20 protein-coding genes are annotated in these 22,685 nt (G+C 66.6%); 12 read left to right on the forward strand and 8 right to left on the reverse strand.

The window, feature by feature from the left end; genetic code table 11:
* Positions 1-69: 69 nt before the first annotated feature.
* From OG203_RS08805 to OG203_RS08815, 3 genes are all read right to left on the reverse strand, one after another.
* Positions 70-789 (reverse strand): GntR family transcriptional regulator, encoded by a 720-nt coding sequence (locus OG203_RS08805; RefSeq protein WP_405165184.1) that lies wholly within the window; start codon positions 787-789, stop codon positions 70-72.
* A gap of 78 nt (positions 790-867) precedes the next feature.
* The gene (locus OG203_RS08810) at positions 868-2,166 is read right to left on the reverse strand and encodes an MFS transporter (RefSeq protein WP_405165185.1); all 1,299 of its coding nucleotides are present in this window, start codon (positions 2,164-2,166) and stop codon (positions 868-870) included.
* A 246-nt stretch (positions 2,167-2,412) separates the two neighbouring features.
* Positions 2,413-3,264, reverse strand: coding sequence for a bifunctional 5,10-methylenetetrahydrofolate dehydrogenase/5,10-methenyltetrahydrofolate cyclohydrolase (locus OG203_RS08815; RefSeq protein WP_405165186.1), 852 nt, complete (start codon positions 3,262-3,264; stop codon positions 2,413-2,415).
* A 244-nt stretch (positions 3,265-3,508) separates the two neighbouring features.
* Here OG203_RS08815 and OG203_RS08820 point away from each other — a divergent pair, with 244 nt between their 5' ends.
* Together OG203_RS08820 and OG203_RS08825 are read left to right on the forward strand one after the other, a co-directional pair.
* On the forward strand, positions 3,509-4,378 hold the full coding sequence (locus OG203_RS08820; RefSeq protein ID WP_405165187.1) for a YdcF family protein: 870 nt from the start codon (positions 3,509-3,511) through the stop codon (positions 4,376-4,378).
* 111 nt (positions 4,379-4,489) lie between these two features.
* Complete coding sequence (locus tag OG203_RS08825; protein ID WP_405165188.1) at positions 4,490-5,290, forward strand: putative protein N(5)-glutamine methyltransferase; 801 nt, start codon at positions 4,490-4,492, stop codon at positions 5,288-5,290.
* Between the two features lie 3 nt (positions 5,291-5,293).
* Here the strand turns inward: OG203_RS08825 and OG203_RS08830 are convergent, their stop codons facing one another.
* Positions 5,294-6,124: an SDR family oxidoreductase gene (locus OG203_RS08830; protein WP_405165189.1), complete on the reverse strand. Its 831-nt coding sequence runs from the start codon at positions 6,122-6,124 to the stop codon at positions 5,294-5,296.
* A gap of 31 nt (positions 6,125-6,155) precedes the next feature.
* Entirely contained in the window at positions 6,156-7,727 is a 1,572-nt protein-coding gene (locus OG203_RS08835; protein ID WP_405165190.1) for a succinic semialdehyde dehydrogenase, read from the reverse strand.
* A gap of 173 nt (positions 7,728-7,900) precedes the next feature.
* Here OG203_RS08835 and OG203_RS08840 point away from each other — a divergent pair, with 173 nt between their 5' ends.
* Positions 7,901-8,578, forward strand: coding sequence for a TetR/AcrR family transcriptional regulator (locus tag OG203_RS08840; RefSeq protein ID WP_405165191.1), 678 nt, complete (start codon positions 7,901-7,903; stop codon positions 8,576-8,578).
* 156 nt (positions 8,579-8,734) lie between these two features.
* Here OG203_RS08840 and OG203_RS08845 read toward each other — a convergent pair whose 3' ends face one another.
* Entirely contained in the window at positions 8,735-10,267 is a 1,533-nt protein-coding gene (locus OG203_RS08845) for a flavin-containing monooxygenase (RefSeq protein ID WP_405165192.1), read from the reverse strand.
* Positions 10,268-10,814: 547 nt separating this feature from the next.
* Here OG203_RS08845 and OG203_RS08850 point away from each other — a divergent pair.
* Genes OG203_RS08850 through OG203_RS08880 form a run of 7 tightly spaced genes read left to right on the forward strand, consistent with a single transcriptional unit; the run spans position 10,815 to position 19,109 of the window.
* A complete protein-coding gene (locus tag OG203_RS08850; RefSeq protein ID WP_405165193.1) occupies positions 10,815-11,864 on the forward strand; it encodes a 3-oxoacyl-ACP synthase III family protein in 1,050 nt (349 codons plus the stop codon).
* A gap of 8 nt (positions 11,865-11,872) precedes the next feature.
* On the forward strand, positions 11,873-12,781 hold the full coding sequence (locus tag OG203_RS08855) for a hypothetical protein (RefSeq protein WP_405165194.1): 909 nt from the start codon (positions 11,873-11,875) through the stop codon (positions 12,779-12,781).
* Positions 12,778-14,451 (forward strand): fatty acid CoA ligase family protein, encoded by a 1,674-nt coding sequence (locus tag OG203_RS08860; protein ID WP_405165195.1) that lies wholly within the window; start codon positions 12,778-12,780, stop codon positions 14,449-14,451. The genes OG203_RS08855 and OG203_RS08860 overlap by 4 nt, the downstream gene beginning before the upstream one ends.
* Positions 14,448-14,723, forward strand: a complete 276-nt coding sequence (locus OG203_RS08865) for a hypothetical protein (RefSeq protein ID WP_405165196.1) — start codon at positions 14,448-14,450, stop codon at positions 14,721-14,723. The genes OG203_RS08860 and OG203_RS08865 overlap by 4 nt, the downstream gene beginning before the upstream one ends.
* The gene (locus OG203_RS08870) at positions 14,720-15,766 is read left to right on the forward strand and encodes an NAD-dependent epimerase/dehydratase family protein (RefSeq protein WP_405165197.1); all 1,047 of its coding nucleotides are present in this window, start codon (positions 14,720-14,722) and stop codon (positions 15,764-15,766) included. Before OG203_RS08865 ends, OG203_RS08870 begins: the two co-directional genes overlap by 4 nt.
* A gap of 32 nt (positions 15,767-15,798) precedes the next feature.
* Entirely contained in the window at positions 15,799-16,998 is a 1,200-nt protein-coding gene (locus tag OG203_RS08875) for a peptide synthetase (protein ID WP_405165198.1), read from the forward strand.
* Positions 16,995-19,109, forward strand: a complete 2,115-nt coding sequence (locus OG203_RS08880) for an MMPL family transporter (RefSeq protein ID WP_405165199.1) — start codon at positions 16,995-16,997, stop codon at positions 19,107-19,109. The genes OG203_RS08875 and OG203_RS08880 overlap by 4 nt, the downstream gene beginning before the upstream one ends.
* 364 nt (positions 19,110-19,473) lie before the next feature.
* Here OG203_RS08880 and OG203_RS08885 read toward each other — a convergent pair whose 3' ends face one another.
* Complete coding sequence (locus OG203_RS08885; RefSeq protein WP_405165200.1) at positions 19,474-20,496, reverse strand: NAD(P)/FAD-dependent oxidoreductase; 1,023 nt, start codon at positions 20,494-20,496, stop codon at positions 19,474-19,476.
* 76 nt (positions 20,497-20,572) lie between these two features.
* On the opposite strand from OG203_RS08885, the gene OG203_RS08890 reads away from it, so the two are divergent.
* Positions 20,573-21,166, forward strand: coding sequence for a helix-turn-helix domain-containing protein (locus OG203_RS08890; protein WP_405165201.1), 594 nt, complete (start codon positions 20,573-20,575; stop codon positions 21,164-21,166).
* A 151-nt stretch (positions 21,167-21,317) separates the two neighbouring features.
* Positions 21,318-22,067, forward strand: a complete 750-nt coding sequence (locus OG203_RS08895) for a nucleotidyltransferase domain-containing protein (RefSeq protein ID WP_405165202.1) — start codon at positions 21,318-21,320, stop codon at positions 22,065-22,067.
* Positions 22,068-22,179: 112 nt separating this feature from the next.
* Here OG203_RS08895 and OG203_RS08900 read toward each other — a convergent pair whose 3' ends face one another.
* On the reverse strand, positions 22,180-22,512 hold the full coding sequence (locus tag OG203_RS08900) for a hypothetical protein (protein ID WP_405165203.1): 333 nt from the start codon (positions 22,510-22,512) through the stop codon (positions 22,180-22,182).
* Between the last annotated feature and the right edge of the window lie 173 nt (positions 22,513-22,685).

The raw sequence follows: 22,685 nt of genomic DNA on the forward strand, positions 1-22,685 counted from the left end.
TACTACTCATGATGAGTAGCATGCAACACTCACTTGTGCGTGACACCTATCCGGTTTCCGGCAGGATTGTCAGTAGACGACTTGGTCGCCCTCGGGGACCGATACCGAGACCCAGCGCCGCCATTCCGCGACCAGCCCGCGATTGTCGTCGCTGCTGTGCGCGACAAGCAGATCGCCCGATCGCACCAGATGCTTGCGCATCGCACGCTCAGCACCGACACCGTCGCGCTTGCGCAGCGCCTCGATGATCTCCCAGTGGTCTTTCAGCGCGGTATCCACCGTTTGATAGCGCGGCACACTGTGCCTGCCGTCGAGGTCGAGCGTCTGGCGCAGCTCCTTGACGAACTTGGCGAGCCGACGATTACCGCTGGCCTCCAGGATCAATTCGTGCAGACGCTCATCGGCGGCGAAGTACTCGGCGCCGCCGTCGGCCGTGCGCTCCATGATCCGGTATTCGGTCACCATGGCTTCGTCGTCGCGGCTGGTCAGCACGGCCGCGGCAGAGCGGCACGCTGGCGGTTCCAGCAGCACGCGCAGGCTGCACAGGTCGACGATGCCGCGACCGTCCTGCCCGAGCACCCGCGCGCCACGGTTGCGTTCGATCTTGACCAGGCCCAGATCGGCCAGCTTCAACAGCGCTTCACGCACCGGCGTCCTTGACGCGCCGAAGCGCTCACCCAGCTCGCGGGACGAGTAGAGGATGCCGCGCTCGAGCCGCCCTTGCCGGATCGCGTCCCGGATTTCGGCAGCGATCTGCTCGGACTTGCTGTCTACCGCGTCCTGCGACAAGGCACCTCTTCATGGAGCGAGAGCGATGGGAAATCGCCCGTGGCACACCGACCTCGGGCGATTCCCCAGCATAGCCGCTCAGACAGCGGGTACCGCCGCGGCGCGACGGCCCCGCGCTCGGATGGCCAAGGCGCCGACCACGATCAGGGCGCCGACATTGGCCAGGATCATCACCCCGATGGCGAAGTTGGTGTGCCCGCCGGACGCGTCCTGGATCCAGCCGAAGGCGTACGGGCTGACGAACCCGGCCGCGTTGCCGAGCGAATTGATCAGCGCGATACCGCTTGCCGCGCCCGCCCCCGCCAGATAGGCCGTCGGCACCGACCAGAACAGCGGCTTCGCCGTCTGCGCGGCCATCGTGGCGATGGTGATCGCGGCGAACGCGAGCAGCGGTGACCCGAGCGCGAACGCCGTGACCAGGAACGCGACCACCGAGATGGCCAGCGCGACCAGCACCGGCCGCGACGAACGGTCGTTGCGCACCAGCCGCCCGGTGATGTACATGCCGATCGCGGCGAGCAGGAACGGAATCGCCGAGAGCCAGCCGATCTGGAAGCTGCTCAACCCGTGCCCGACCTCCTTGACCACCGACGGCATCCAGTAGGCCAGCGGATACGCGCCGCACAGCAGCAGGAAGTAGGCCAGGCACAGGGCGATCACCCGCTTGTCGCGCAGCGCCGCGAGGTGACCGGCCGGTGCCGACTGCGCGCGCTCGGCATTCTCCGCGTCGAGTGTCTCCTTCAGCCACGCGCGTTCGGTCGCGTTCAGCCACTTCGCCTTTTCCGGTGATTCGGTGAGCGCGAAGAAGAACGCGATGCCGAGCACCACCGCGGGAACGCCGCCGACGATGAAGATCCAGCGCCAGCCGTCCAATCCCATCGCGCCGTCGAAGGTGTCCAGAATCCACCCGTTGAGCGGACTGCCGAGCACGCTGGCCACCGGGATCGCCACCATCACCGTCGAAATCACCTTGGTGCGTTGGGCATTCGGGTACCACCGCGCGAGATAGACGATGATGCCGGGGAAGAAGCCCGCCTCCGCGACGCCGAGCAGGAAGCGCAGCACATAGACCATCTCGATGTTCGGCGCGAACGCGGTCAGCGCGGCGATGATGCCCCAGGTCACCAGGATTCGACTGAGCCAGATCCTGGCACCGACCTTGGTCATGATGATGTTGCTCGGCACCTCGGCCAGCACGTATCCGACGAAGAAGATCCCGGCGACGAACCCGTACTGGGTCGCGCTCATGCCGAACGTCTCCTCCATGCCGAACTTGGCGAAGCTGACGTTGATCCGATCGATGTAGCTCACTATGTAGCCGATCATCAGCAACGGCACGATCCGGCGGGTGATCTTCCGGATTGCGTTCGCCTGCATAACTTCCCCCTCGGTACGGGGGATCGCACGGTCCATCTTCTTTCCTCCACAGCACAGAGCCAAGCTGTGATGGCATGCCACCCTGATAAGTAACATGTCTCACTTGATGAGTGGCATGCTACTCATCGTGTGACGCGGCGCACAAGAGTTTCGCGGAGATGACGAGAAGCGGAGGAGAAATGCGGACGGCCCGGCCAGGATGTTCCCCGGTCGGGCCGTAAGCGTGCGGGCGCGACCCGCGAATCGTCAGCTGTTGGCGTTCTCCGCCGCGACGACGACATGGCGCATGAGCAGGGCGGTGGTGACAGGACCAATGCCGCCGGGGACCGGGCTCAGTGCCGCGGCCTTGCCGCGCACGGAATCCGCGTCGACATCGCCGACGATGCTTCCGTCAGCAGCCTCGTTCGTGCCGACATCGACGACGACCGCACCCTCGCGCACATGCTTGCCGGTGACCAGGCCGATGCGACCCGCGGCGGCGACGACCACATCGGCGACGGAGGTGACGGCGGGCAGGTCGGTGGTCCGCGAATGACAGATGGTGACCGTGGCGTTTTCGGCGAGCAGCAGCTGGGCGAGCGGCTTGCCGACGACGTTGGAGCGGCCGACCACCGCGACATGCCGACCGGACAGCGGAATTTCGTGGTGCTTCAGCAGCTCGACAACGGCCTCGGAGGTCGCGGCGACGAAGCCGTCGAGTCCGGACGCGAGCAGCCCGAGCGACAGCGGGCTCACGCCGTCGACGTCCTTGGTCGCGGCGATCGCGGAGCTGACGTCTTCGAGGGCGATGCCCGTCGGGAGCGGTGTCTGCAGCATGATTCCGTCGGTCGCGCTGTCCGCGCTGCGCGCCGCGAGTTCGGCGCGGATCGTGTCCGCGCTCGTGTCGGCACCGAGATCAACGGTGTCGCAAGCGATTCCGAGCCGTTCGGCGGCCTTGCGCAGCGAGTTCACGTACCAGGCGCTCGCCGGGTCGTCGTTCGCCACGATCAGGGCGAGGCGCGGTGCGGCACCGGCCTCGGTGCGCGCGGCGGCGCGCTGCTTGGTGTCGGCGTTGATGGCGGCGGCGAGTTCCTTGCCGGTCAGCGAAACGGTATCCACGTTGTCACACCTTATCGGGGACACCGCGCGCCCAGGCGACTGCGCCCGATAACCCTCGCCCGGTTTGTCCGACCGCAAGAAATAAGCCGCAGAGTCCCCCCGGCTAATGCGCGATTTCGAGATCGCGCCACCGTATCGTAATCATGCTTGCCCACGGCTAACTGCCAGCACGTGCCCAACCCATTGCGTGACGATCACCCAGCTTGCCGATCACACAGCATTTCGCGGAAAGGTGTCGACTGTAGTGAAGATCTCGAAGCACTGGAAACAGCTAGCCGCGACATTGTTCGCGGCCGTCACCGTCACCTGCCTAGCCAACGTCCCGGCCAACGCGGGCGAGACCGACGCCCTCTACAACTCCGCCCAGCGCAACTTCACCGACGGCAACGACGTCGCCGGTCGCGCCGACCTGCGCAACCTGATCGGCGCCGACCCCTCCGACGCCGACGCCCTCTCCCTGCAGGCCATCTGGTCGCATTACGCGGGCGATCTGCCCGCACTCGCCGACGCGATGGCGCGGCTCAACCTCGTCGACCCAGGGATGGCCGCGGGCACCACCAACGTGCTCAACGCCATCGGTGCCGCCGTCGGCACCTTGCCGAACCCGCTGCCCGCACTCATCGGCCCGCAGACCGGCATCGTCGTGCTCGGCTACGGCCTGCTTCCCGACGGCGGGCTGCGCCCCGAGCTGGTGAATCGGCTGATCGCGGCCTGGCTGCAGTCGATCGCCGCGCCTATGTCGCCCATCGTGGTGACCGGCGGCAATCCGCAGAACGGCATCGCCGAGGCGGACGCGATGGCGGGCTGGCTGATCGGCCACGGCGTGCCGCCGAGCCGGATCAGTGTGGAGAACCGTGCCGGGTCGACCGTGCAGAACGCCCTGTTCAGCACGAAGATGCTGCGTGATGTCGGCGCGACGAGCGCGGTGGTGGTCACCTCGCCCAACCACATCCGGCGCGCGGTCGCCGATTTCATCGTGGCCGGCACCCAGGTGGTCGGCGCGACCACCTCGCTGGATCAGCTGGTGTCCCAGCTGCCGCCACCGGCCAGGCAATCCCAGCGGGGCATCTACCTCGATGCCAGCCGCACGTTCGAGTTGGACACCTCGCGCTGAGGTCAGCGCGGTCGCCCTGGGGTCCGCACGACCATGCGGATCCCGGGTACGCGACCGCACCGGAAAATACGGTGGCCCGATCGCGGCCCGGCACGGCAGGATGGCTGGGTGATGGCAGGTAGTACCGATGTGGTGGCGGCTTTACGCGCGGCGGGTTGTGTGTTCGCCGAGGACGAGGCCCGCTTGCTCACCGCCGCGGCCGCGGAAACCGGCGCGGATCTCGACGCCCTGGTGGCACAGCGCGTCTGCGGCACTCCCCTGGAACATCTGCTCGGCTGGGCCGAGTTTCACGGACTTCGGGTCACGGTCGCGCCTGGCGTTTTCGTGCCACGCCAACGCTCCGCGTTCCTCGTCGAGGCGGCCGCCGAGCTGGCCCGCACCCGCGAACGCCATCCCGTTGTGGTCGATTTATGTTGCGGCTCAGGCGCATTGGGTCTGGGACTGGCCACCATGCTGGCCGCCGAGCACATCCAGGTGACCCTCGCCGCCGCCGATATCGACCCGGTCGCCGTCGACTGCGCCCGCCGCAACCTCACCCCGCTGGGCGCGCCGGTCTACCAGGGCGATCTCTTCGAGCCGCTGCCCGAGGAACTGCGCGGCTGCATCGACATCCTGCTCGCCAACACCCCGTACGTGCCGTCCGAGATGATCGCGCGGATGCCGCCGGAGGCCCGCGACTACGAACCGCGAACCGCCCTCGACGGCGGCCCCGACGGTCTGGATATCTTCCGTCGCGTCGCCGAGGGCGCTCGAAACTGGCTCGCCCCCGGCGGTCACCTACTGGTCGAATCCAGCGAGGCGCAGGCTTCCGTGGCGATCGCGGTGCTTGCCGAACACGGCCTCACGGGGCGAGTCGCCGAATCCGAAGAACTCAACGCCACCGTCGTCATCGGCACCAGACCGGCCCGGTAGTCCCTACTTCTTGCGACCGGTGAATTCGTCCATCGAGTGGTAGACGCCGACCGTGTTGAGGAACAGGTCGCGCAGCTTGATCGGCAGGATGCCGGACAGCGCCTTGTTGAGGCGAGACGTCCACGGCAGGATCACCAGCGGGGTGCCGGTCTTCATCGCACGCCACGAGGTGTCGACCACCTCGTCCTGCTCCAGGATCGGCGTGAACAGGAAACCCTTTGCGCCGTCGAACATTCCGGTGTTGATGTAGGTCGGGCACACGGTGGTGACCTTGACGTGCTCTTTGCCCGCCTGCTCCAGCTCGATGCGCACCGAATCGGACCAGCCGAGCGCTGCCCACTTGGAGGCCGCGTAGACACTCATCCGCGGATTCGACACCAGCCCCGCGGACGACGCGATGGTGAGCACGCGCGCCTCGGTCGAACCGGCCACCATGGCAGGCAGGAATTCGAGGGTGACGTACATGGGGGCGTGCGCGTTGATCGCCATCGTCTTCTCGATGTCTGCGCGGTTCTCGGTGTCCCAGAAGTAGTTGTTACCTCGGACGATGCCCGCGTTGTTGACCAGGATGTCGATGGTGCCGACCTCGGCGCGGACCGACTCCGCCGCCTCGGCGATGGCGTCCGGCGCGGACACGTCGACCACGAAGTGGTGGATGGTGCCGCCGAGCCCGGTGAGCTCGTTGGCGGTCTCCTTCAGCGCGACCTCGTTGATGTCCCACAGCACCACCGCGGCCGCGCCCTCGCGCACCGCGCGCTCGGCGAACAGCTTGCCAAGGCCCATCGCGGCACCCGTGACGAGAACCTTCTTGCCCGCAACCGTGTCGAGTTTCATCCGTCCCTATCCCTGTCGATTCCGCTGAAAGTTACTTCTGGCGTAGCGCTTTCATGACACCGAAGTAGAACGTCATGGTCTTGGCCCACAGCTGCTCGGACATCCCTGGCAACGGCGCGATCGGCAGCATCCGCTGCACCGCGATGGTCTGGGTGTCGATGTATTTCAGCAGGCCTTCCGCGCCGTGCCTGCGCCCGGTGCCAGAAATGCCGAGCCCGCCCGACGGCGCGTCGGAGCTGGCCCAGGCCGCGATGAAACCCTCGTTGACGTTCACCGAACCGGCGTTGATCCGCGCCGCGACCTCGCGACCTCGGTCGGTGTCCTTGGTCCAGACGCTGGCGTTGAGTCCGTAGGCGGTGTCGTTGGCCTGCTCGACCGCCTCGTCATCGCTGCCGACCCGGTAGATCGAGACGACCGGACCGAAGGTCTCCTCGCGGTACACCGTCATGCCGGGGCGCACGCCGCTCAGCACCGTCGGCTCGTAGAAGTACGGGCCGAGGTCGGGTCGCGCCCGGCCGCCGGCGAGCACCGTCGCACCCTTGGCCACCGCGTCGTCGACATGCGAACGGACCGTGGCCAATTGGCGCGGGAAGGTCAGCGAACCCATATCGCTGTCGTAGTTCAGCCCGCCGCCGAGCTCGATTCCCTCGACGTGCTCGATGAATTCGGCGACGAACTGGTCATACACCTTGTCGTGCACATAGATTCGCTCCATAGATTCGCACAGCTGCCCGGCCGAGGCGAAGCAGGCGCGAATGGCGATCTTGGCGGCCCGTGACACATCGGCGTCGGCGAGTACAACGAGGGGGTTCTTGCCGCCGAGTTCGAGCGAGTAGCCGATGAGCCGCTCCCCCGCCTGCTGCGCGATGGTGCGGCCGGTCGCGCTGGAACCGGTGTAGTCGACGTAGTCCGCGCGCCCGATCACCTCATGGCCGATCACCGAGCCGCGCCCGAGCACGGCCTGCCACAGCCCGCGCGGCAGCCCGGCGCGTTCGGCGGCGTCGATCGCCCAGAGCGCGGTGAGCGCGGTCTGGTTATCAGGTCGCGCCACCACCGCGTTGCCCGCGACCAAGGCGGGCAGCGCGTCGGAGGCGGCCAGCGCCAGGGGGTAGTTCCACGGCGAGATCACCGCGACGACGCCCTTCGGCCGGTGTCGCACGTCGACCTGGGTGAGCACCGGCAGCACGCCGCGCGGCTTACGGGTGGCCAGCAGCTTCGCGGCGACCTGCGCGTAGTACCTGGCGTTGACCGCGACATCGCCGACCTCGTCGAAGGCGTGCGCGCGCGACTTGCCGGTCTCGGTCTGCACGATGTCGAGGATGACGTCCTGCTCGGCGAGCACGATGTCGTGGAAGCGGCGCAGTATCGCGGCGCGCTCCCGGATCGGCCGTCGCGCCCACTCGTGCTGCGCGGTACGTGCCGTCGCGAACGCCCGGTCGATATCGGCGACCGAGGACTGCGGCAGGTCCGCGATCTTGTCTCCGGTGGCAGGCGCGAACACCTCCACCGAGGGCGCACCACCCGCGACCGCTCGGTCCAGTAATGGCTGGACCAGCGACGATGGCAACGCGTCTGCTGCGGCGAGCTGGGAGGCGGTCGTCATTGTCGGCCCTCTCGGTGGGGTGGTCGGACGGGCCGGAAGCACAGCCAGCCTTTAACTGAACACTAGTGTTAGATTAATAGGCGTGCCACGCTTCGTGTCAAGCTCTTCGTCATGGAACACAGACATGGCAGGCTGCTGGCTGTGAGGCAGCACCATGTCGGGCACGAGGCACCGTGACCGAGGCGGCAGCGACGCGACGGGGTAGGCCGCCGCAGACGCAGGAGCAGGCCGACGAGGTCCGCGCCAGGATCGTGCTCGCGACCGCGGAGGTGTTCACCCGCAACGGATCCCGCGGGTTGAGCGTCGCGCAGATCATCGAGCAGGCCGGTCTGGCCAGGCCTACCTTCTACCGCTACTTCGGCAATGCGACTGAGCCACTACATGTTTTGCTCAACACCTCGAACGACGGCCTGGTCGACGGCATCCGGGTGGCACTGACCGGCACCGACGAACCCGTCGAGCTCGGCATCCGATTGATCGACGCCTACCTTGCCTGGGCAGGCGGCCACGGCCTCATGCTGCGCCCGCTGTTCGCCGAACTACACGACCCCGGCTCGCCTGTTTCGGCGTATCGGGAACGCGCACTGGACGATATCCGCGGTCTGGTCCGTGCGACGTTCACCGAGCTCGGCCGCCCTGTGCCGAGTCCGCTGGATCTCGATGCCGCGCTGCATGTCTGCGAGTACGTGGTCTACCGCATCTCGGCGAATACCGCGCCCGGCGTCGAACCCGACCCGGAAACGGTTGCGGCGGCACGGCTTACGATGATCCGCGTGCTGCTGACGACGCTCGGCACCCGCACCGACCTCGAATACGCGATGAACCTGCCCGGTATTTTCCCCGCTCCCTGAAGCCACCCCGACGCGGCAGGTGTCACAGAACCCTGCTGGCACAAACCTACCTCTACCGCCCCTGGCTCGACGGTGAGATCCCGGTCCCCCGTGCATGATTCGACGAGCACGCCGCGACCGTGCTGGAACACAGTGCGCGAGCACGCTCTTCGGTGATCACCGAGGCCTAGTCGCGGACACCGGCTCGGCCCGTTCGAAACTCAGCGTATCGTCGGCGATCGACCCGTGCCGCAGCGTGACCAGGTCGCGCAGATAGTTCATCCGTAATCGCCACGGCGCACGGTCGCCCTGGATCGGGAACTGATCAGCGGATCGCCGCACATAGCCGGGATTGAAGTTGAGGAACAATGATTCGGCGCCGACCGACGGGTCACGCACCGGCGTGCAGCGCACGTAGCCGCGCGCGTCCATGTGCCGCAACAGCCGAACCACGTACTCACACACCAGATCCGCCTTCAGCGTCCACGAGGCGTTGGTATAGCCGATGATGTAGGCGAAGTTCGGCACATCCGACAGCATCATCGCCTTGTAGGCCATGCTGTCCGACAGCGTCACCGCCCGCCCGTCCACCACCAGGTCGATACCGCCGAACGCGACCAGGTTCAATCCCGTTGCGGTGATGACGATGTCGGCATCCAGTGTCGCGCCGGAGGCCAGGCGCAGGCCGGTCTCGGTGAATGTCTCGATCCGATCGGTGACGACATCCAGCTTCCCCTTGCGGATGGCGCGGAAGAAGTCACCGTTGGGGGCCAGGCACAGTCGCTGATCCCACGGGTTGTAGCTCGGCGTGAAATGCGTGTCGATGTCGTAGCCCGGCGGCAGCCAGCGTTGCTGCCAGCCGCGAATGCGCTGACGCATGCGGGCCGGATAGCGTTGGCTCAGTTGATACATCGCCGTGGACAAGGTCACGTTCTTGGCGCGGGCCAGCGTGTAGGCGGCGCGCGGCGGCAGGTAGCGGCGCAGCCGCACCGCGAGGGCGTCGCGGGCGGGCGCGGAGATGATGTAGCTCGGGCTGCGCTGCAGCATGGTCACGTGCGCGCCCTGCTCGGTGAGCGCGGGGCCGAGCGTGACCGCGGTGGCGCCGCTGCCGATCAGCACCACCTTCTTGTTCGCGTAATCCAGGTCGGCGGGCCAGAACTGCGGGTGCACAACGGGTCCGGCGAAGCGCTCGGCGCCCGCGAAATCCGGGGTGTAGGCCTGGTCGTAGCGGTAGTAGCCGGAGCAGGAGAACAGGAAATCGGCGGTGAGCGTGACGGTCTCACCGGTATCGGTGACCGTACCGCCAGTTCCGGTGACCGTCTCGCCGGTGCGAGTGCGCTCGGCCGTCACGGTCCAGCGGTTGTCCGCGGAGGACCATTCGGCGCGCAGCACCCGGCGCCGGAAGCGGATGTGCCGATCGATGCCGTTCGCCGCGGCGGTGTCTCGCACGTAGTCGAGAATGGACTCGCCGTCGGCGATCGACTTGTCGCCGAGCCACGGCTTGAATCGGTAGCCGAGGGTGTACATGTCGGAGTCGGAGCGAATTCCGGGGTAGCGGAACAGATCCCAGGTCCCGCCGATCGCCTCGCGGCTCTCCAGGATCGCGTAGGTCCGTCGCGGGAACGCTCGCTGCAGATGGTAGGCCGCACCGATCCCAGACAGTCCGGCGCCGACAATGAGCACATCGACGTGCTCAACAGCGGTGGTCATCGCTCTCTCCTTGGTTAGGCGGCGTGCGTCCCCAGCCTACGACCCAGACAGTTTCTCCGGCGGAGGCGCGCGAATCATGGGACGTATCTTCCCATTGCCACCGCCCGCTTTGCGTGGATTCCGTTCGGCCGCAACATAGTTAGCGCCGCACGAGAAGCGAGACCGGACGGTACTAAAACTGCACGACTCGCAGTGAAGTCACTCACATCGCCGTGGCGCGTCACTCATTATTCCGCCGGGGCAGCTAGTTAGCTGAACGTTCGCTCACTTGTCGTGGCGCGGATATACACCACACCGTGTCGCGTTTGTACACCAGACCCGAAAACCATTGGCGACCCGCGATATTCGGCCCGATCGGGTGAGGTCATCCCACCATAGCCAGTCGATCACCAGTTAGTGATACTTCACGAAACATGTACTTCCACACCGTCGTTCACCCCCCGATCCGCGTCATAGGCATTCCTAGTTACCGTCGGGTAGTGTCCGTCGCACCGAAGATCAGAGACGATCCGGAACCGTTTTCTTTCCACGATTTCCAGGAGCGCGCGTGTCGCATTCTCGATTCGAATCCATCGGCGCCTATCTGCCTTCGAATATCGTCACAACCGAGGAGTTGCTCTCCCGGCTCAAGGAACCACCCGCCTTCGATCTCGAGAAAATTACCGGAGTGAAGGAACGCCGGGTGCACGACACGAACCCGGACAGCTATGAGGACTCCTTCGCGATCGCCATGAAGGCCGCCGAAGACTGTCTGTCCAGGTCGCGATACGAGGCGGCGGAGCTCGATGTGATCATCTCGACCTCGATCACGCGGAGCAACCACGCCACCCGCATGTACATGGAGCCATCGTTCGCGGGTTCGATAAGCCGTCTTATCGGTGCGAAGAACGCTATTACGTTCGACGTGTCGAACGCCTGCGCCGGAATGCTTACCGGCACTTACATTCTCGATCGGATGATCCGCTCCGGTGCGGTGCGCAACGGCATGGTGGTGAGCGGTGAGGCCATTACTCCCATCGCAGACACCGCGGCCAACGAGATTTCCGCGAAATACGATCCGCAGTTCGCGTCGCTGTCGGTGGGCGACTCGGGCGCCGCGGTCGTGCTGGACCAGGCGGTCGACGACAACGACAAGATCCACTACATCGAACTGGTGACCGCCGCGGAGTACTCGCACCTGTGTCTCGGCATGCCCAGTGACAAGAGCCAGGGGATTGCGCTCTACACCGACAACCGCAAAATGCACAACGAGGACCGCTTCGTCTTCGGCTCCAACAGCTTGAAGAATCACCTGGAAAAGCTGGGACGCACCTTCGCCGACGAGGAATTCGACTACATCGTCCATCACCAGTTCGGCGCGGCCGCGATCCCGTGGATGAACGCCATCGCCGAACGCGAGCTCGGCAGCCCGATGCCGCCGGATCTGCGGGTCATCGAGAAGTACGGAAATACCTCCACCACTTCGCATTTCATCGTGCTACACGATCAGCTGAGCGATCAGAACATCCCGGCGGGCTCGAAGCTGCTGATGATCCCCGCCGCCTCCGGAATCGTGGCCGGCTACCTGTCCACCACCATCTCGTCTCTGAAGGTCTGAGGTCAGCCATGGGCGTGCGCATCAAATCCACCGGCGTCAGCCGCACCAGCGACACCCACAGTGTCGTCGAGCACAGCGGCCGAGCCGCGAAGCAGAGCCTGGAGCGGGTCGGAGTTCGCCCCGACCAGGTCGGTGTGATCATCAACGCGGGCATCTTCCGCGACTACAACACGGTCGAGCCCGCCGTCTCGGCGCTGATCCAGAAGGCGGCGGGCATCGGCCTGGAATACGCCAAGGACGACCCGAGGACCTTCTCGTTCGACCTGATGAACGGCGCGACCAGCGTGCTCAACGCGGTACAGGTGGCCACCGCCATCCTGGAGACCGGCAGCACGGAGCACGTGCTCGTCGTCTCCGGCGACACCCATCCGTCGCTGCTGCGGTATGCCGCCGATGACGAATTCCCTTACGCCACTTCGGGTGCCGCGCTGCTGCTGGAGCGCACCGACGATCCGGTCGGCTTCGGCAAGGTGCACACGGTGGCGGGCGAGGGCACCGCGGCCGTCGAGGCCTACGTCGACACCGCGACCATGGGAACGGCGGGCCGCGGCCTGATGACCGTCGAACGAGAGCCGGACTTCGAGGATCGACTGCTCGAGGTGGCGGTCAAGGCGGCGCGCGCCGCACTGGCCGAGGACGCCGACCACACCGGTATCGCACTGATCGCCTCGACGCCGACTCCGGGGTTCCCGAAGCGGCTGGCCGATGCCCTTGGTATCGACCAGGATTCGGTGCGCACACCGGACCTCGCCTACGGCGACCCGCACACCGCGTCGTTGACGCAGGCCTACGACCGCGCCATCAGCCAGAACACCCTGGCCGAGCACACCAAGGTGCTGTTCGTCGCGGCCGGCGCGGGCCCGTCGGCGGCGGCGGTGCTGTACCGGCTGCCCGCGCCCGCCGGGGCGGCTGCGTGACCTCGGTGACCTATTGGGCGGCCATCGACCGGTTCCGTTCGTTCGCGCGCACGGAACCGGATCGGGATGCGGTCATCTACCCGGACGGGACGACGTCGGGCGACCTGCCGTCCTACCGACACGTCACCTACCGCGAGCTCGACGACTGGTCCGAGACCATCGCCGAGCGGCTCACCGCGGCAGGCGTCGGGGCAGGCACGCGCACCATCGTGCTGGTGCTGCCAAGCCCGGAGCTGTACGCGATCCTGTTCGGGCTCTTGAAGATCGGCGCGGTGCCGGTGGTGATCGATCCGGGCATGGGCCTGCGCAAGATGGTGCACTGCCTGCGCGCGGTCGAGGCGGAAGCGTTCATCGGCATTCCGCCCGCGCACGCCGTGCGGGTGTTGTTCCGGCGCAGCTTCCGCAAGGTCCGGACCACGGTGACTGTCGGCAAGCGCTGGTTCTGGCGTGGCGAGCGGCTGACGGCATGGGGCACCACGCCGACCGGCGTCGCGCCCGAACGGGCGCCCGCCCCCGCCGATGACGTGCTCGTCATCGGATTCACCACCGGCAGTACGGGTCCCGCGAAAGCGGTAGAGCTGACCCACGGCAATCTGGCGTCGATGATCGACCAGGTTCACACCGCCCGCGGCGAGGTGGCCCCGGAAACCTCGCTGATCACGTTGCCGCTGGTCGGGATTCTCGACCTGCTGCTCGGATCGCGGTGTGTGCTACCGCCGTTGATTCCGAGCAAGGTCGGCTCCACCGATCCGGCGCATGTCGCGCACGCGATCGAGAAGTTCGGCGTGCGGACGATGTTCGCCTCGCCCGCCTTGCTGATTCCGCTGCTGCGGCATCTCGAACAGCATCCGATCGAGCTGAAGACGTTGGGCAGCATCTACTCCGGTGGCGCGCCGGTACCCGACTGGTGCATCGCCGGGCTGCGTGCGGTGCTTGCCGAGGACGTGCAGATCTTCGCCGGATACGGGTCGACCGAGGCATTGCCGATGTCGCTCATCGAATCTCGGGAACTGTTCGGCGGTTTGGTGGAGCGAGCGCACCAGGGCGAGGGCACGTGTATCGGCCGGCCGGCCGACAAGATCCAGGCACGGGTGATCGCCATCACCGACAACCCGATCCCGAGCTGGTCGCGGGTCAATGAACTGGCCGGTGAACTCGAAACCTCGCGCGGTATCGGCGAACTCGTCGTGTCCGGCCCGAATGTCAGCACGCATTACTACTGGCCGGAAGAGGCGAACCGGCAGGGCAAGATCGGCGACGGCGATCGGATCTGGCATCGCACCGGCGATCTCGCCTGGATCGATGATGAGGGCCGAATCTGGTTCTGCGGACGCAAGAGTCAGCGGGTCGACACCGCCGACGGACCGATGTTCACGGTCCAGGTGGAGCAGATCTTCAATACCGTTGCGGGCGTGGCCCGCACGGCGCTGGTCGGCGTCGGTGCGCGCGGTGCGCAGCGGCCCGTGCTGTGCTTCGAAGTGAAGTCCGATGCCGACGGCGCGGCGGTCGGGGTCGCGCTGCGGGCACGCGGGGCGGAATTCGAGCTCACCCGCGCGATCAACGACTTCCTGGTTCACCCCGGGTTCCCGGTCGATATCCGGCACAACGCCAAGATCGGCAGGGAGCAGCTGTCGCAGTGGGCGGCCAAGCAGATCGGAGCGAACCGGTGAGCGGGAAAACGACGGCGCTGCGGGCGATTCCCGTGCTCGGCTGGCTGTACCTGGCCGGTGGGGTCGCCGCGGTCGCGACGGATCGGGTGCCCGAGAGCCGGGTGCTGCGCGCCGCGTGGTGGATCGACGCGTTCCTCAGCGTCGTGGTGCACGCGGCACAGATCCGGCCCGCGCTCCGGGCAGCCGAGGGTTCGGGCCGGTCCCCCATCGAGACGGCCGTATTGACGCAGCTCTTCGGAATGACCTGGTGGCGAACGCAGGAGAAACGATGACCAAGGTATTGGTGACCGGTGCGTCCGGGTTCCTCGGCGGCGCCATCGTCCGCAGGCTGGTGCGCGACGGCGAGCACGATGTGTCGATTCTGGTGCGGCGCACCAGCAATCTGGCCGATCTCGGCGCGGACGTCGATCGAGTGCAGCTGATCTACGGCGATCTCACCGACGAGGCGTCGCTGGTTGCCGCGACCAATGGCGTCGACATCGTGTTCCACAGTGCCGCACGGGTGGACGAGCGCGGCACCCGAGAACAGTTCTGGGACGAGAACGTTCGCGCGACCGAACGGCTCCTCGAGGCGGCGCGACGCGGTGGTGCGTCCCGCTTCGTCTTCATCTCCAGTCCCAGTGCTCTGATGGACTACGACGGCGGCGACCAGCTCGACGTCGACGAATCAATCCCCTACCCGCGGCGCTACCTGAACCTGTACTCGGAGACGAAGGCCGCAGCCGAACGCGCCGTATTGGCCGCTGACACTGAGGGATTCACCACCTGCGCGCTGCGACCACGGGCGATCTGGGGTGCGGGCGATCGGTCCGGACCGATCGTGCGATTGCTCGGCAAGACCGGCACCGGGAAGCTGCCCGACATCTCGTTCGGCCGTACCGTGTATGCCTCGCTGTGCCACGTCGACAATGTCGTTGCGGCGTGCGTCAAGGCGGCGTCCTCGGAGGCAGTGGGCGGCAAGGCCTATTTCCTCGCCGATGCCGAGAAGACCAATGTCTGGGAGTTCCTCGGCGAGGTGGCCACCGATCTCGGCTATCAGCCGCCGAGCCGGAAGCCGAACCCCAGGGTGATCAACGCCGTGGTGAATGTCATCGAAACCCTCTGGCGGATACCAGCTGTCGCGACCCGCTGGTCGCCACCGCTGTCGCGCTATGCCGTCGCGCTGATGACGCGCAGCGCGACCTACAACACCGCCGCCGCCACCCGCGATTTCGGCTACACCCCGGTCGTCGACCGGGACAGCGGGCTGGCCACTTTCCTCGCGTGGCTCGAAACACAGGGCGGCGCAGTCGAACTCACTCGCAATCTGCGCTGACACTCGCACGACCAGCCCTCATCGGAGGCAACATGAGCTACGACACCATCTTCCGTCGGAAGATCTCGCCAACGGAGCGCCTGTACTTCTTCACCAGGGAGGTGTCGCCGCCGTTCCTGATGCACATGGTCGTGCACGGCGTCGGCACCCTCGACTCGGACGCGGTGCAGCGCGCGGTGGATGTGGCGTCGGAGGCGAACCCCGGCGCGCGGTTGGTCCGCGACGGCAAGTATTGGGTGGACAGCGGTGTCCCGGCGCAGGTTCGGGTGGTGCCCGGCTGGACCCTCGACTACACCACGCTCGAAGACGATGCGGTGCTGAACAGCCCGATCGGGCCGACACCCGAGCGGACCACCGAGGTGCTGCTGCTGACCGGTGAACAAACCACCGTCGTATTCCGTGTCTTCCACGGAGTGATGGACGGGATGGGCATGCGCATGTGGGTCGACGACGTACTCCGCGCGCTGCGCGGGGCGGCACCGGTCGGGGCGCCCGACCCGATCTCCGACGCCGAATTGGTGGCGCAGGTCGGTGCGCCAGGCAAGCAGACGCTGGTACTGCCGACCTATCCGGCGGCGACCGGACGTGGCCGCCAGGACCCGAGCGCCGCGCGATGGTTGCTGCGGCACCGGACCATTCACGCGACCGGCAAGGGCATGGTCGCGCGGGTCTCGGCGATCCTCGCCGCCGAGGCCGGCGTGAAGTCGCGTTTCATGGTCCCGGTCGACCTGCGCAGGCACGATCCGGCGCTGCGGTCGACCGGGAATCTCGCGCTGCCACTGTTTCTCGACGTCGCACCCGGCGACAGTTGGGAGACGATCAGCGCCCGAATGCGTGCCGGACTGCAGCAGAAAACCGAGCTGAACCAGCTGGATAACGGCGGCCTGTCGAAGTTCCCGCCCGCCGCCATCCGCACCGTGCTGCGGATCAGCAACTGGATCGGCGCCAGGCTCAACCGGAACATGGTGTCCGCCACCGTCTCGCATATGGGCAAGTTCGACCTGGACGAGCTCGCCGTGCCCGGCTGGACGCCGAGCACGATGCGGGTGCTGCCGCAGCACAGCGGGGCGATGCCGCTGCTGTTCGGGATGCTGGAATCGCGCGGGCAGATCGAGCTGACCGTGTCCTGTCGCAACGGTGCTGGCATCGAGCCCCGGTTGGAAGCGCTGCTCGACAAGATCACCGCGACGCTGGAAGCCGATCTCGCGCCGCATGATTCGCCAGTGCGATGACCAGCTTGGCACGGTTCATCATCGCCCGGCCGCGCACGGTGCTCGCCGTGGTCGTCGGGGTGATGCTGCTGTTCGGGCTGCTCGGCATGCACACCGCCGACAAGGTCAGCGCGGCCGGATTCAATGACCCGCACAGCGAATCGGCGGCAGTCGATCAGCTGGTCCGCGACCACTTCGGTCCGCAGACACCCGACGCGGTCGCGCTGTACACCGCGCCGGACGGACAGACACTCGACGATATCGGCCCGCGGGTTCAGCAGTCATTGGCCACGATCGATCCTGGACTGCTGCAGCGCCCGATCGAAACCTATTGGAACAGTGTGCCGTTGCGGAAGCAGTTCCTGAAGTCGGCCGATAATCGGCAGGCGCTGGCGGCGGTGTTCCTCGCGGGCGACGACAATCGACGCGTCACCGCCTACCTGGATATCGAAGCGGCACTGAAGGTTCCGGGCATCGACACCAAACTGTCCGGCTACAGCGCGCTGGCGACCCAGATCAACGGTCAGTCGCAGCACGATCTGGTGCGTGCCGAATCCATTTCGCTGCCACTGACTTTGCTGATTCTGGTGCTGGTGTTCGGCGGCATGGTCGCGGCATCGCTGCCGGTGGCGGTCGGTGTGCTCGCGGTGCTCGGTGCGATGGGCACGATTCGGGTGCTCACCGAATTCACCGAGGTGAGCACGTTCGCGGTGAATATCGCCTCACTGCTCGGACTCGGCATGGCGATCGATTACGGGTTGTTCCTGGTGACCCGATTCCGTGAGGAGCTCGCCGGTGGGCGCGGCGTCGAGTCCGCCATCGAACGCACCTGCGCCACCGCCGGCCGGACCGTCGCCTTCTCGGCGCTGCTGCTGATCTGCGCGTTCGCGGGCACTTTCGTGTTCCCGCAGGCCGTGCTCCGGTCGCTGGGTTTCGGTGCGATCGCCGCGGTCGCGCTCGCCGCCGGACTCTCGCTCACCGTGCTGCCCGCCATGCTCACGCTGTTCGGCGCGCGAATCGGTAAGGCGGGCACCAAGGATCGGACCGAGCGATTCTGGGGCCGGGTGGTGGACTCGGTGCTGCGCAGGCCGGGCCTCGTCACCATCGTGGTCGGCGCGGTGCTCCTGCTGCTTGCCATGCCGCTCACCGGCGCGAAACTCGGCGACATCGATCAGCGCGCGTTGCCCGCGGGCAACGAAATGCGCACCACCGTCGAGGAACTCACCGCGGGATTCCCCGCGGCGAGCAGCGGTGTCACCGCAGTATTGCGCGGAATCGATGGCCCGCCGCAGTCGGCCGCGGTCGACGCCACGAGCACCGCCCTCGGTCACGTCGACGGCGTCCGGCAGGTACTCCAGGTGGGCCGCGCCGACGATTTCGTCGTATTCCATGCCTTCCTGAATGCCACCGACCGCAGCGAAAACGCCACGGCCACAGTCAAAGACATCCGAGCGCTGACTCCCCCCGACGGCACCGTCCTTCGCATCGGCGGCGACACCGCGGCCACCGTCGACAGCGTCCACTCCATCGTGCACGCCCTGCCATGGATGATCCTCGCCATGGTCACCGCGACCGTGCTGCTGCTGTTCGCGGCCTTCCGTTCGATCGTGTTGCCGCTCAAGGCCGTACTGATGGCGTTCCTCAGCCTCGCCGCCACCTTCGGCGTGCTCACCTGGATCTTCAACGACGGTCACCTCGCGGGCGTTCTCGGCATCAGCACCGGCCCACTCGCCGCGGGCATGCTCGTCCTGATCATCGCCGTCGTCTTCGGCCTCTCCACCGACTACGAGGTTTTCCTCCTCTCCCGCATGGTCGAAGCCCACAACGCGGGCGCCGACACCACCGGAGCCGTCCGCATCGGCACCGTGAAGACCGCCCGCGTAATCACCGCCGCCGCGACCCTCCTGGTCATAGTCACCGGTGCCTTCACCCTCTCCCCGCTGACCCCCATGCGCTTCCTCGGCTTAGGCATGATCATCGCCCTGCTCATCGACGCCACCCTCGTCCGTATGCTCCTGGTCCCCGCCCTTGTCAAACTCATGGGCCCCGCCAACTGGTGGAACCCCCTCGCCGGCCGCCGCCTCGTCCCCGCCACCGTCGAACACACAGAACAATCAGCACGGATTCCGTGAATGTCGTGTTTCCGGGCCTATTTTCATACCGATCGGTCGCCACGCCGCAGTGAAGATTGCAATACCTCCGATCACTCCGCAGGCTTAGCTCCCATGTCCGCCGCCTGCCCCTCCTGCTCCTGGCCATCGCCGATGCTTGTCTCCTCGCATGGGGCGGTGCGGTATTTGCGCTGCGTGTGCGGCAGGTTTCTGGTTTCGCACGGTGGCGGGGTGAATCTGGTGGCTGGTCGGAGTGCTTGCGGCACACCGAAGGTGGCCGAGCACCTCGAGATGATTCCGTTTCCCGAGGGCTGATCTCCCGCACGCCGCCAGCCGTGGTGTCAAGGGATCGCGTGCTCGCCTGCGGTACCGGTCCTTTCGTGGTTCACAGGCCGTGGCGACGGTCGGCCGACACCAATTCGCTGACACGTGCCTCGGTTTCGGCGGAGAACGTGTCTCGGTAAGCCGCGACCGCCTGCCGGGTTTCCTCGGTGACCAGGTCGGCGTTGATCTGGGCTGCCGCGAAAGCTCCTGCCGCTGCGGCTCCGCCGACCTGGGCGGACAGATCGGTGACGTTGCCAGCGACCCACACGCCGGGCACCTCGGTACGGCCGGTCGCGTCGGCGGGGATGTGCTCACCGAAACCCGACGGGTGCTGCACGGGCGTGAGACCAAGTGCCGCAAGGAAATCGGTGCGCGCCACCATTCGCGGGGCGACCGCCAGTGCCTCGCGGCGAACCACCGTGCCGTCGCTCATCCGGACACCTACCAGGCGGTCGTCGACGATTTCCAGCGACGCTGCCTCGCCTTCCACCACGGTGATGCCACGGGCCGCGAGTTGCTCCGCCTCGCTACCGGTCGGCGACGGCATGCTGTGCACGAAAAGCGTGATGTCAGCACTCCACTGACGGAACAGCAACGCCTGATGCACCATCATCGGCCCGGTGCCGAGCACACCGATGGCCTGGTCACGAACCTCCCATCCGTGGCAGTACGGACAGTGCAGTACGTCGCGTCCCCACCGAGCCCGCAGCCCCGGGATCGCCGGCAGCTCGTCGACCAGCCCGGTAGTCACCAGCAGTCGCCGCGCGCGGACCGTCCGGCCTTCGGACAATGTCACCGCGAATCCGTCGTCGTCGCGAGACACGGTGTCGACCTGACCGGAGACCACCCGACCCCCGTACCCACGCACCTCCGCCCGACCACGTTCCAGCAACTCGCCCGGCGCGATTCCCTCCCGGGCAAGCAGCCCGTGCACGCCCGCGGCCGGGGCATTGCGCGGCGCGCCCGCGTCGATCACCAGCACGGATCGCCGCGCCCGTCCCAGCATCAGCGCCCCGCTCAATCCGGCCGCGCCGCCGCCGACAACCACCACGTCATAGCCGTCTTTCAGCTGTTCAGTCACCATGACCACCTCCGCAACCACCCTGCGGGCAAACCGGTCATATGCGCAATCTTTGTTGCCGATCTGGCAAGCTGTCTTCATGGACGACGACCTCGATCAAGCGCTCGACGCGGTCGGACCGCGCCTGCGCGCGCTGCGCCGACAACGCGAAACCACCCTGGCCGCCCTCTCGGCGGCCACCGGCATTTCGGTGAGCACCCTGTCTCGCCTCGAATCCGGCGGCCGCCGCCCGACCCTCGAACAATTACTCCCGCTCGCCAGAGCGCACGGCGTCACGCTCGACGAACTCGTCGACGCCCCGCCCACCGGCGACCCGCGCATCCACCTGCGCCCGGTCGCCGCCCACGGCATGACCATCCTCCCGCTCACCCGCCGAGCGGGCGGCATCCAAGCCTTCAAGATGATCCTCCCGGCCAACTCCCGTCGAACGGAACCGTCGCCGCAAACCCACGAGGGCTACGAGTGGCTCTACGTCCTCAACGGCAAACTCCGGCTCGTGCTCGGCGAACGCGACCTGGTGCTCGCCCCCGGCGAAGCCGCCGAGTTCGACACCAGGGTGCCGCATTGGTTCGGTGCCGCCACCAACGAACCCGTCGAATTCCTCAGCCTTTTCGGCAAGCAGGGCGAGCGGGCGCACGTGCGCGCCCGTCCCCAACAACCGGCCGATAAATAAGTCGAGTTCGTCGCGCGAGGTCGGTAGTATCCGACCATGGAGTGATGATCTGATACCGCGTGCGCCCGCCGTATACCGCTGCACCAGTTGTGGTTTCAGCGCCCGGTGGTGCTGCCCGTATCAGTCATCACTCCTCCTACCCAGGACATCTATGACCGACGAAACGTTCCTTCAGCACGTCACCAGCCGGTTGGCCACCCTCCCCGGCGTCCAAGCGGTCACCCTCGGCGGCTCACGCGCCCAGGGCACCCACACCCCCGACAGCGACTGGGACCTCGCCATCTACTACCGAGAAACCCTCGACCCCAACGACTTACGCGAACTCGGCTGGCCCGGCGAGGTTTCCGAACTCGGCGGCTGGGGCGGCGGCGTCTTCAACGGCGGCGCCTGGTTCACCATCGACGACCATCAGGTCGACGTGCACTACCGCGACCTCGACGTCGTCGAACACGAACTCGCCGAAGCCGAACAGGGCCGATTCCATTGGGAGCCACTGATGTTCCACCTGGCCGGCATCCCCAGCTACCTAGTGGTTGCCGAACTAGCCATCAACCAGATCCGCCACGGCACCCTCCCCCGCCCCACCTTCCCCCAAGCCCTACGCCGCACAGCCGCACAGTTCTGGCACAACCGAGCAACCATGACCCTGCACTACGCCAAAACCACCTACGCCCCTCGCGGCCAGTCCACCGAAGTAGCGGCAACCCTCGCCATCGCCGCCATGCAGACCGCCCACGCCGTCCTAGCCGCCCGCGGCGAATGGACCACCAACGAAAAGCGCCTGTTGCACCGAGCCGGACTACGCGACATCGACACAATCCTCACCACCCTCAACCCAAACTCCTTGCCCCAAGCGATCATCGAGACAGAAGCCCTCCTCCGGTCCGCCATCCTCCGCTGACACAGAGAACGCGGCCGACGGCAACTGGACAAGTGATCACGGGGAACTGGTGGCGGCGCTCTCTCGACAAATGCCGCCATCAGTTCCCCATGATCAACCGACCAACACCGGGTCATGCGCCGTCTCCGAGGAACGGCGACGCGGACGAACGCGCATATGTGTAGTGCGGCGAAAGCGTGATTACGTCGCACGCTCGCACGACCCGGTCCGGCACCTCACTGCCAAAGTGCTCGGCGCTTGGCACGACGGCCTCGGCCTCAACCGTGCGGACCACCTTCAAGAGCCGGTCGACCGGGTCGTCGATATCCGGGCCGAACACGACCGTCTTCGCCAGCTCATACCCCAATCGCTTTGCCAGACTCCGTATCTGAGTCTCGTGCCACGGCTGGGAAATACCGGAAACATCCCGACGCAGATACCCGATCGCGGTCGGCCGCTGCCTCATCGGTTCACCTCGTACAGACAATCGGAGGGCGCGAAACCGGTTCTGCTACATAGTTGTTTCACCGTCAACGCCTCGCTAGGCGTCAATTCCACCAGTGCGGCAAGCACCATGGCTTGTGTCTCGGTCAGCGGCACAGCGAACCCCCTAGCTGTCGTTGTTGGCTGGCAGCTCGG

Source organism: Nocardia sp. NBC_01499 (assembly GCF_045040275.1).
Taxonomy (GTDB): domain Bacteria; phylum Actinomycetota; class Actinomycetes; order Mycobacteriales; family Mycobacteriaceae; genus Nocardia.

Bases quoted from the DNA above. Each gene is read 5' to 3' on its own strand.
- OG203_RS08810 (WP_405165185.1), bottom strand. From the start codon at position 2,166: ATGCAGGCGAACGCAATCCGGAAGATCACCCGCCGGATCGTGCCGTTG.
- OG203_RS08825 (WP_405165188.1), top strand. From the start codon at position 4,490: ATGGCAGGTAGTACCGATGTGGTGGCGGCTTTACGCGCGGCGGGTTGT.
- OG203_RS08830 (WP_405165189.1), bottom strand. From the start codon at position 6,124: ATGAAACTCGACACGGTTGCGGGCAAGAAGGTTCTCGTCACGGGTGCC.
- OG203_RS08835 (WP_405165190.1), bottom strand. From the start codon at position 7,727: ATGACGACCGCCTCCCAGCTCGCCGCAGCAGACGCGTTGCCATCGTCG.
- OG203_RS08845 (WP_405165192.1), bottom strand. From the start codon at position 10,267: ATGACCACCGCTGTTGAGCACGTCGATGTGCTCATTGTCGGCGCCGGA.
- OG203_RS08855 (WP_405165194.1), top strand. From the start codon at position 11,873: ATGGGCGTGCGCATCAAATCCACCGGCGTCAGCCGCACCAGCGACACC.
- OG203_RS08870 (WP_405165197.1), top strand. From the start codon at position 14,720: ATGACCAAGGTATTGGTGACCGGTGCGTCCGGGTTCCTCGGCGGCGCC.
- OG203_RS08875 (WP_405165198.1), top strand. From the start codon at position 15,799: ATGAGCTACGACACCATCTTCCGTCGGAAGATCTCGCCAACGGAGCGC.
- OG203_RS08880 (WP_405165199.1), top strand. From the start codon at position 16,995: ATGACCAGCTTGGCACGGTTCATCATCGCCCGGCCGCGCACGGTGCTC.
- OG203_RS08885 (WP_405165200.1), bottom strand. From the start codon at position 20,496: ATGGTGACTGAACAGCTGAAAGACGGCTATGACGTGGTGGTTGTCGGC.
- OG203_RS08890 (WP_405165201.1), top strand. From the start codon at position 20,573: ATGGACGACGACCTCGATCAAGCGCTCGACGCGGTCGGACCGCGCCTG.
- OG203_RS08895 (WP_405165202.1), top strand. From the start codon at position 21,318: ATGACCGACGAAACGTTCCTTCAGCACGTCACCAGCCGGTTGGCCACC.
- OG203_RS08900 (WP_405165203.1), bottom strand. From the start codon at position 22,512: ATGAGGCAGCGGCCGACCGCGATCGGGTATCTGCGTCGGGATGTTTCC.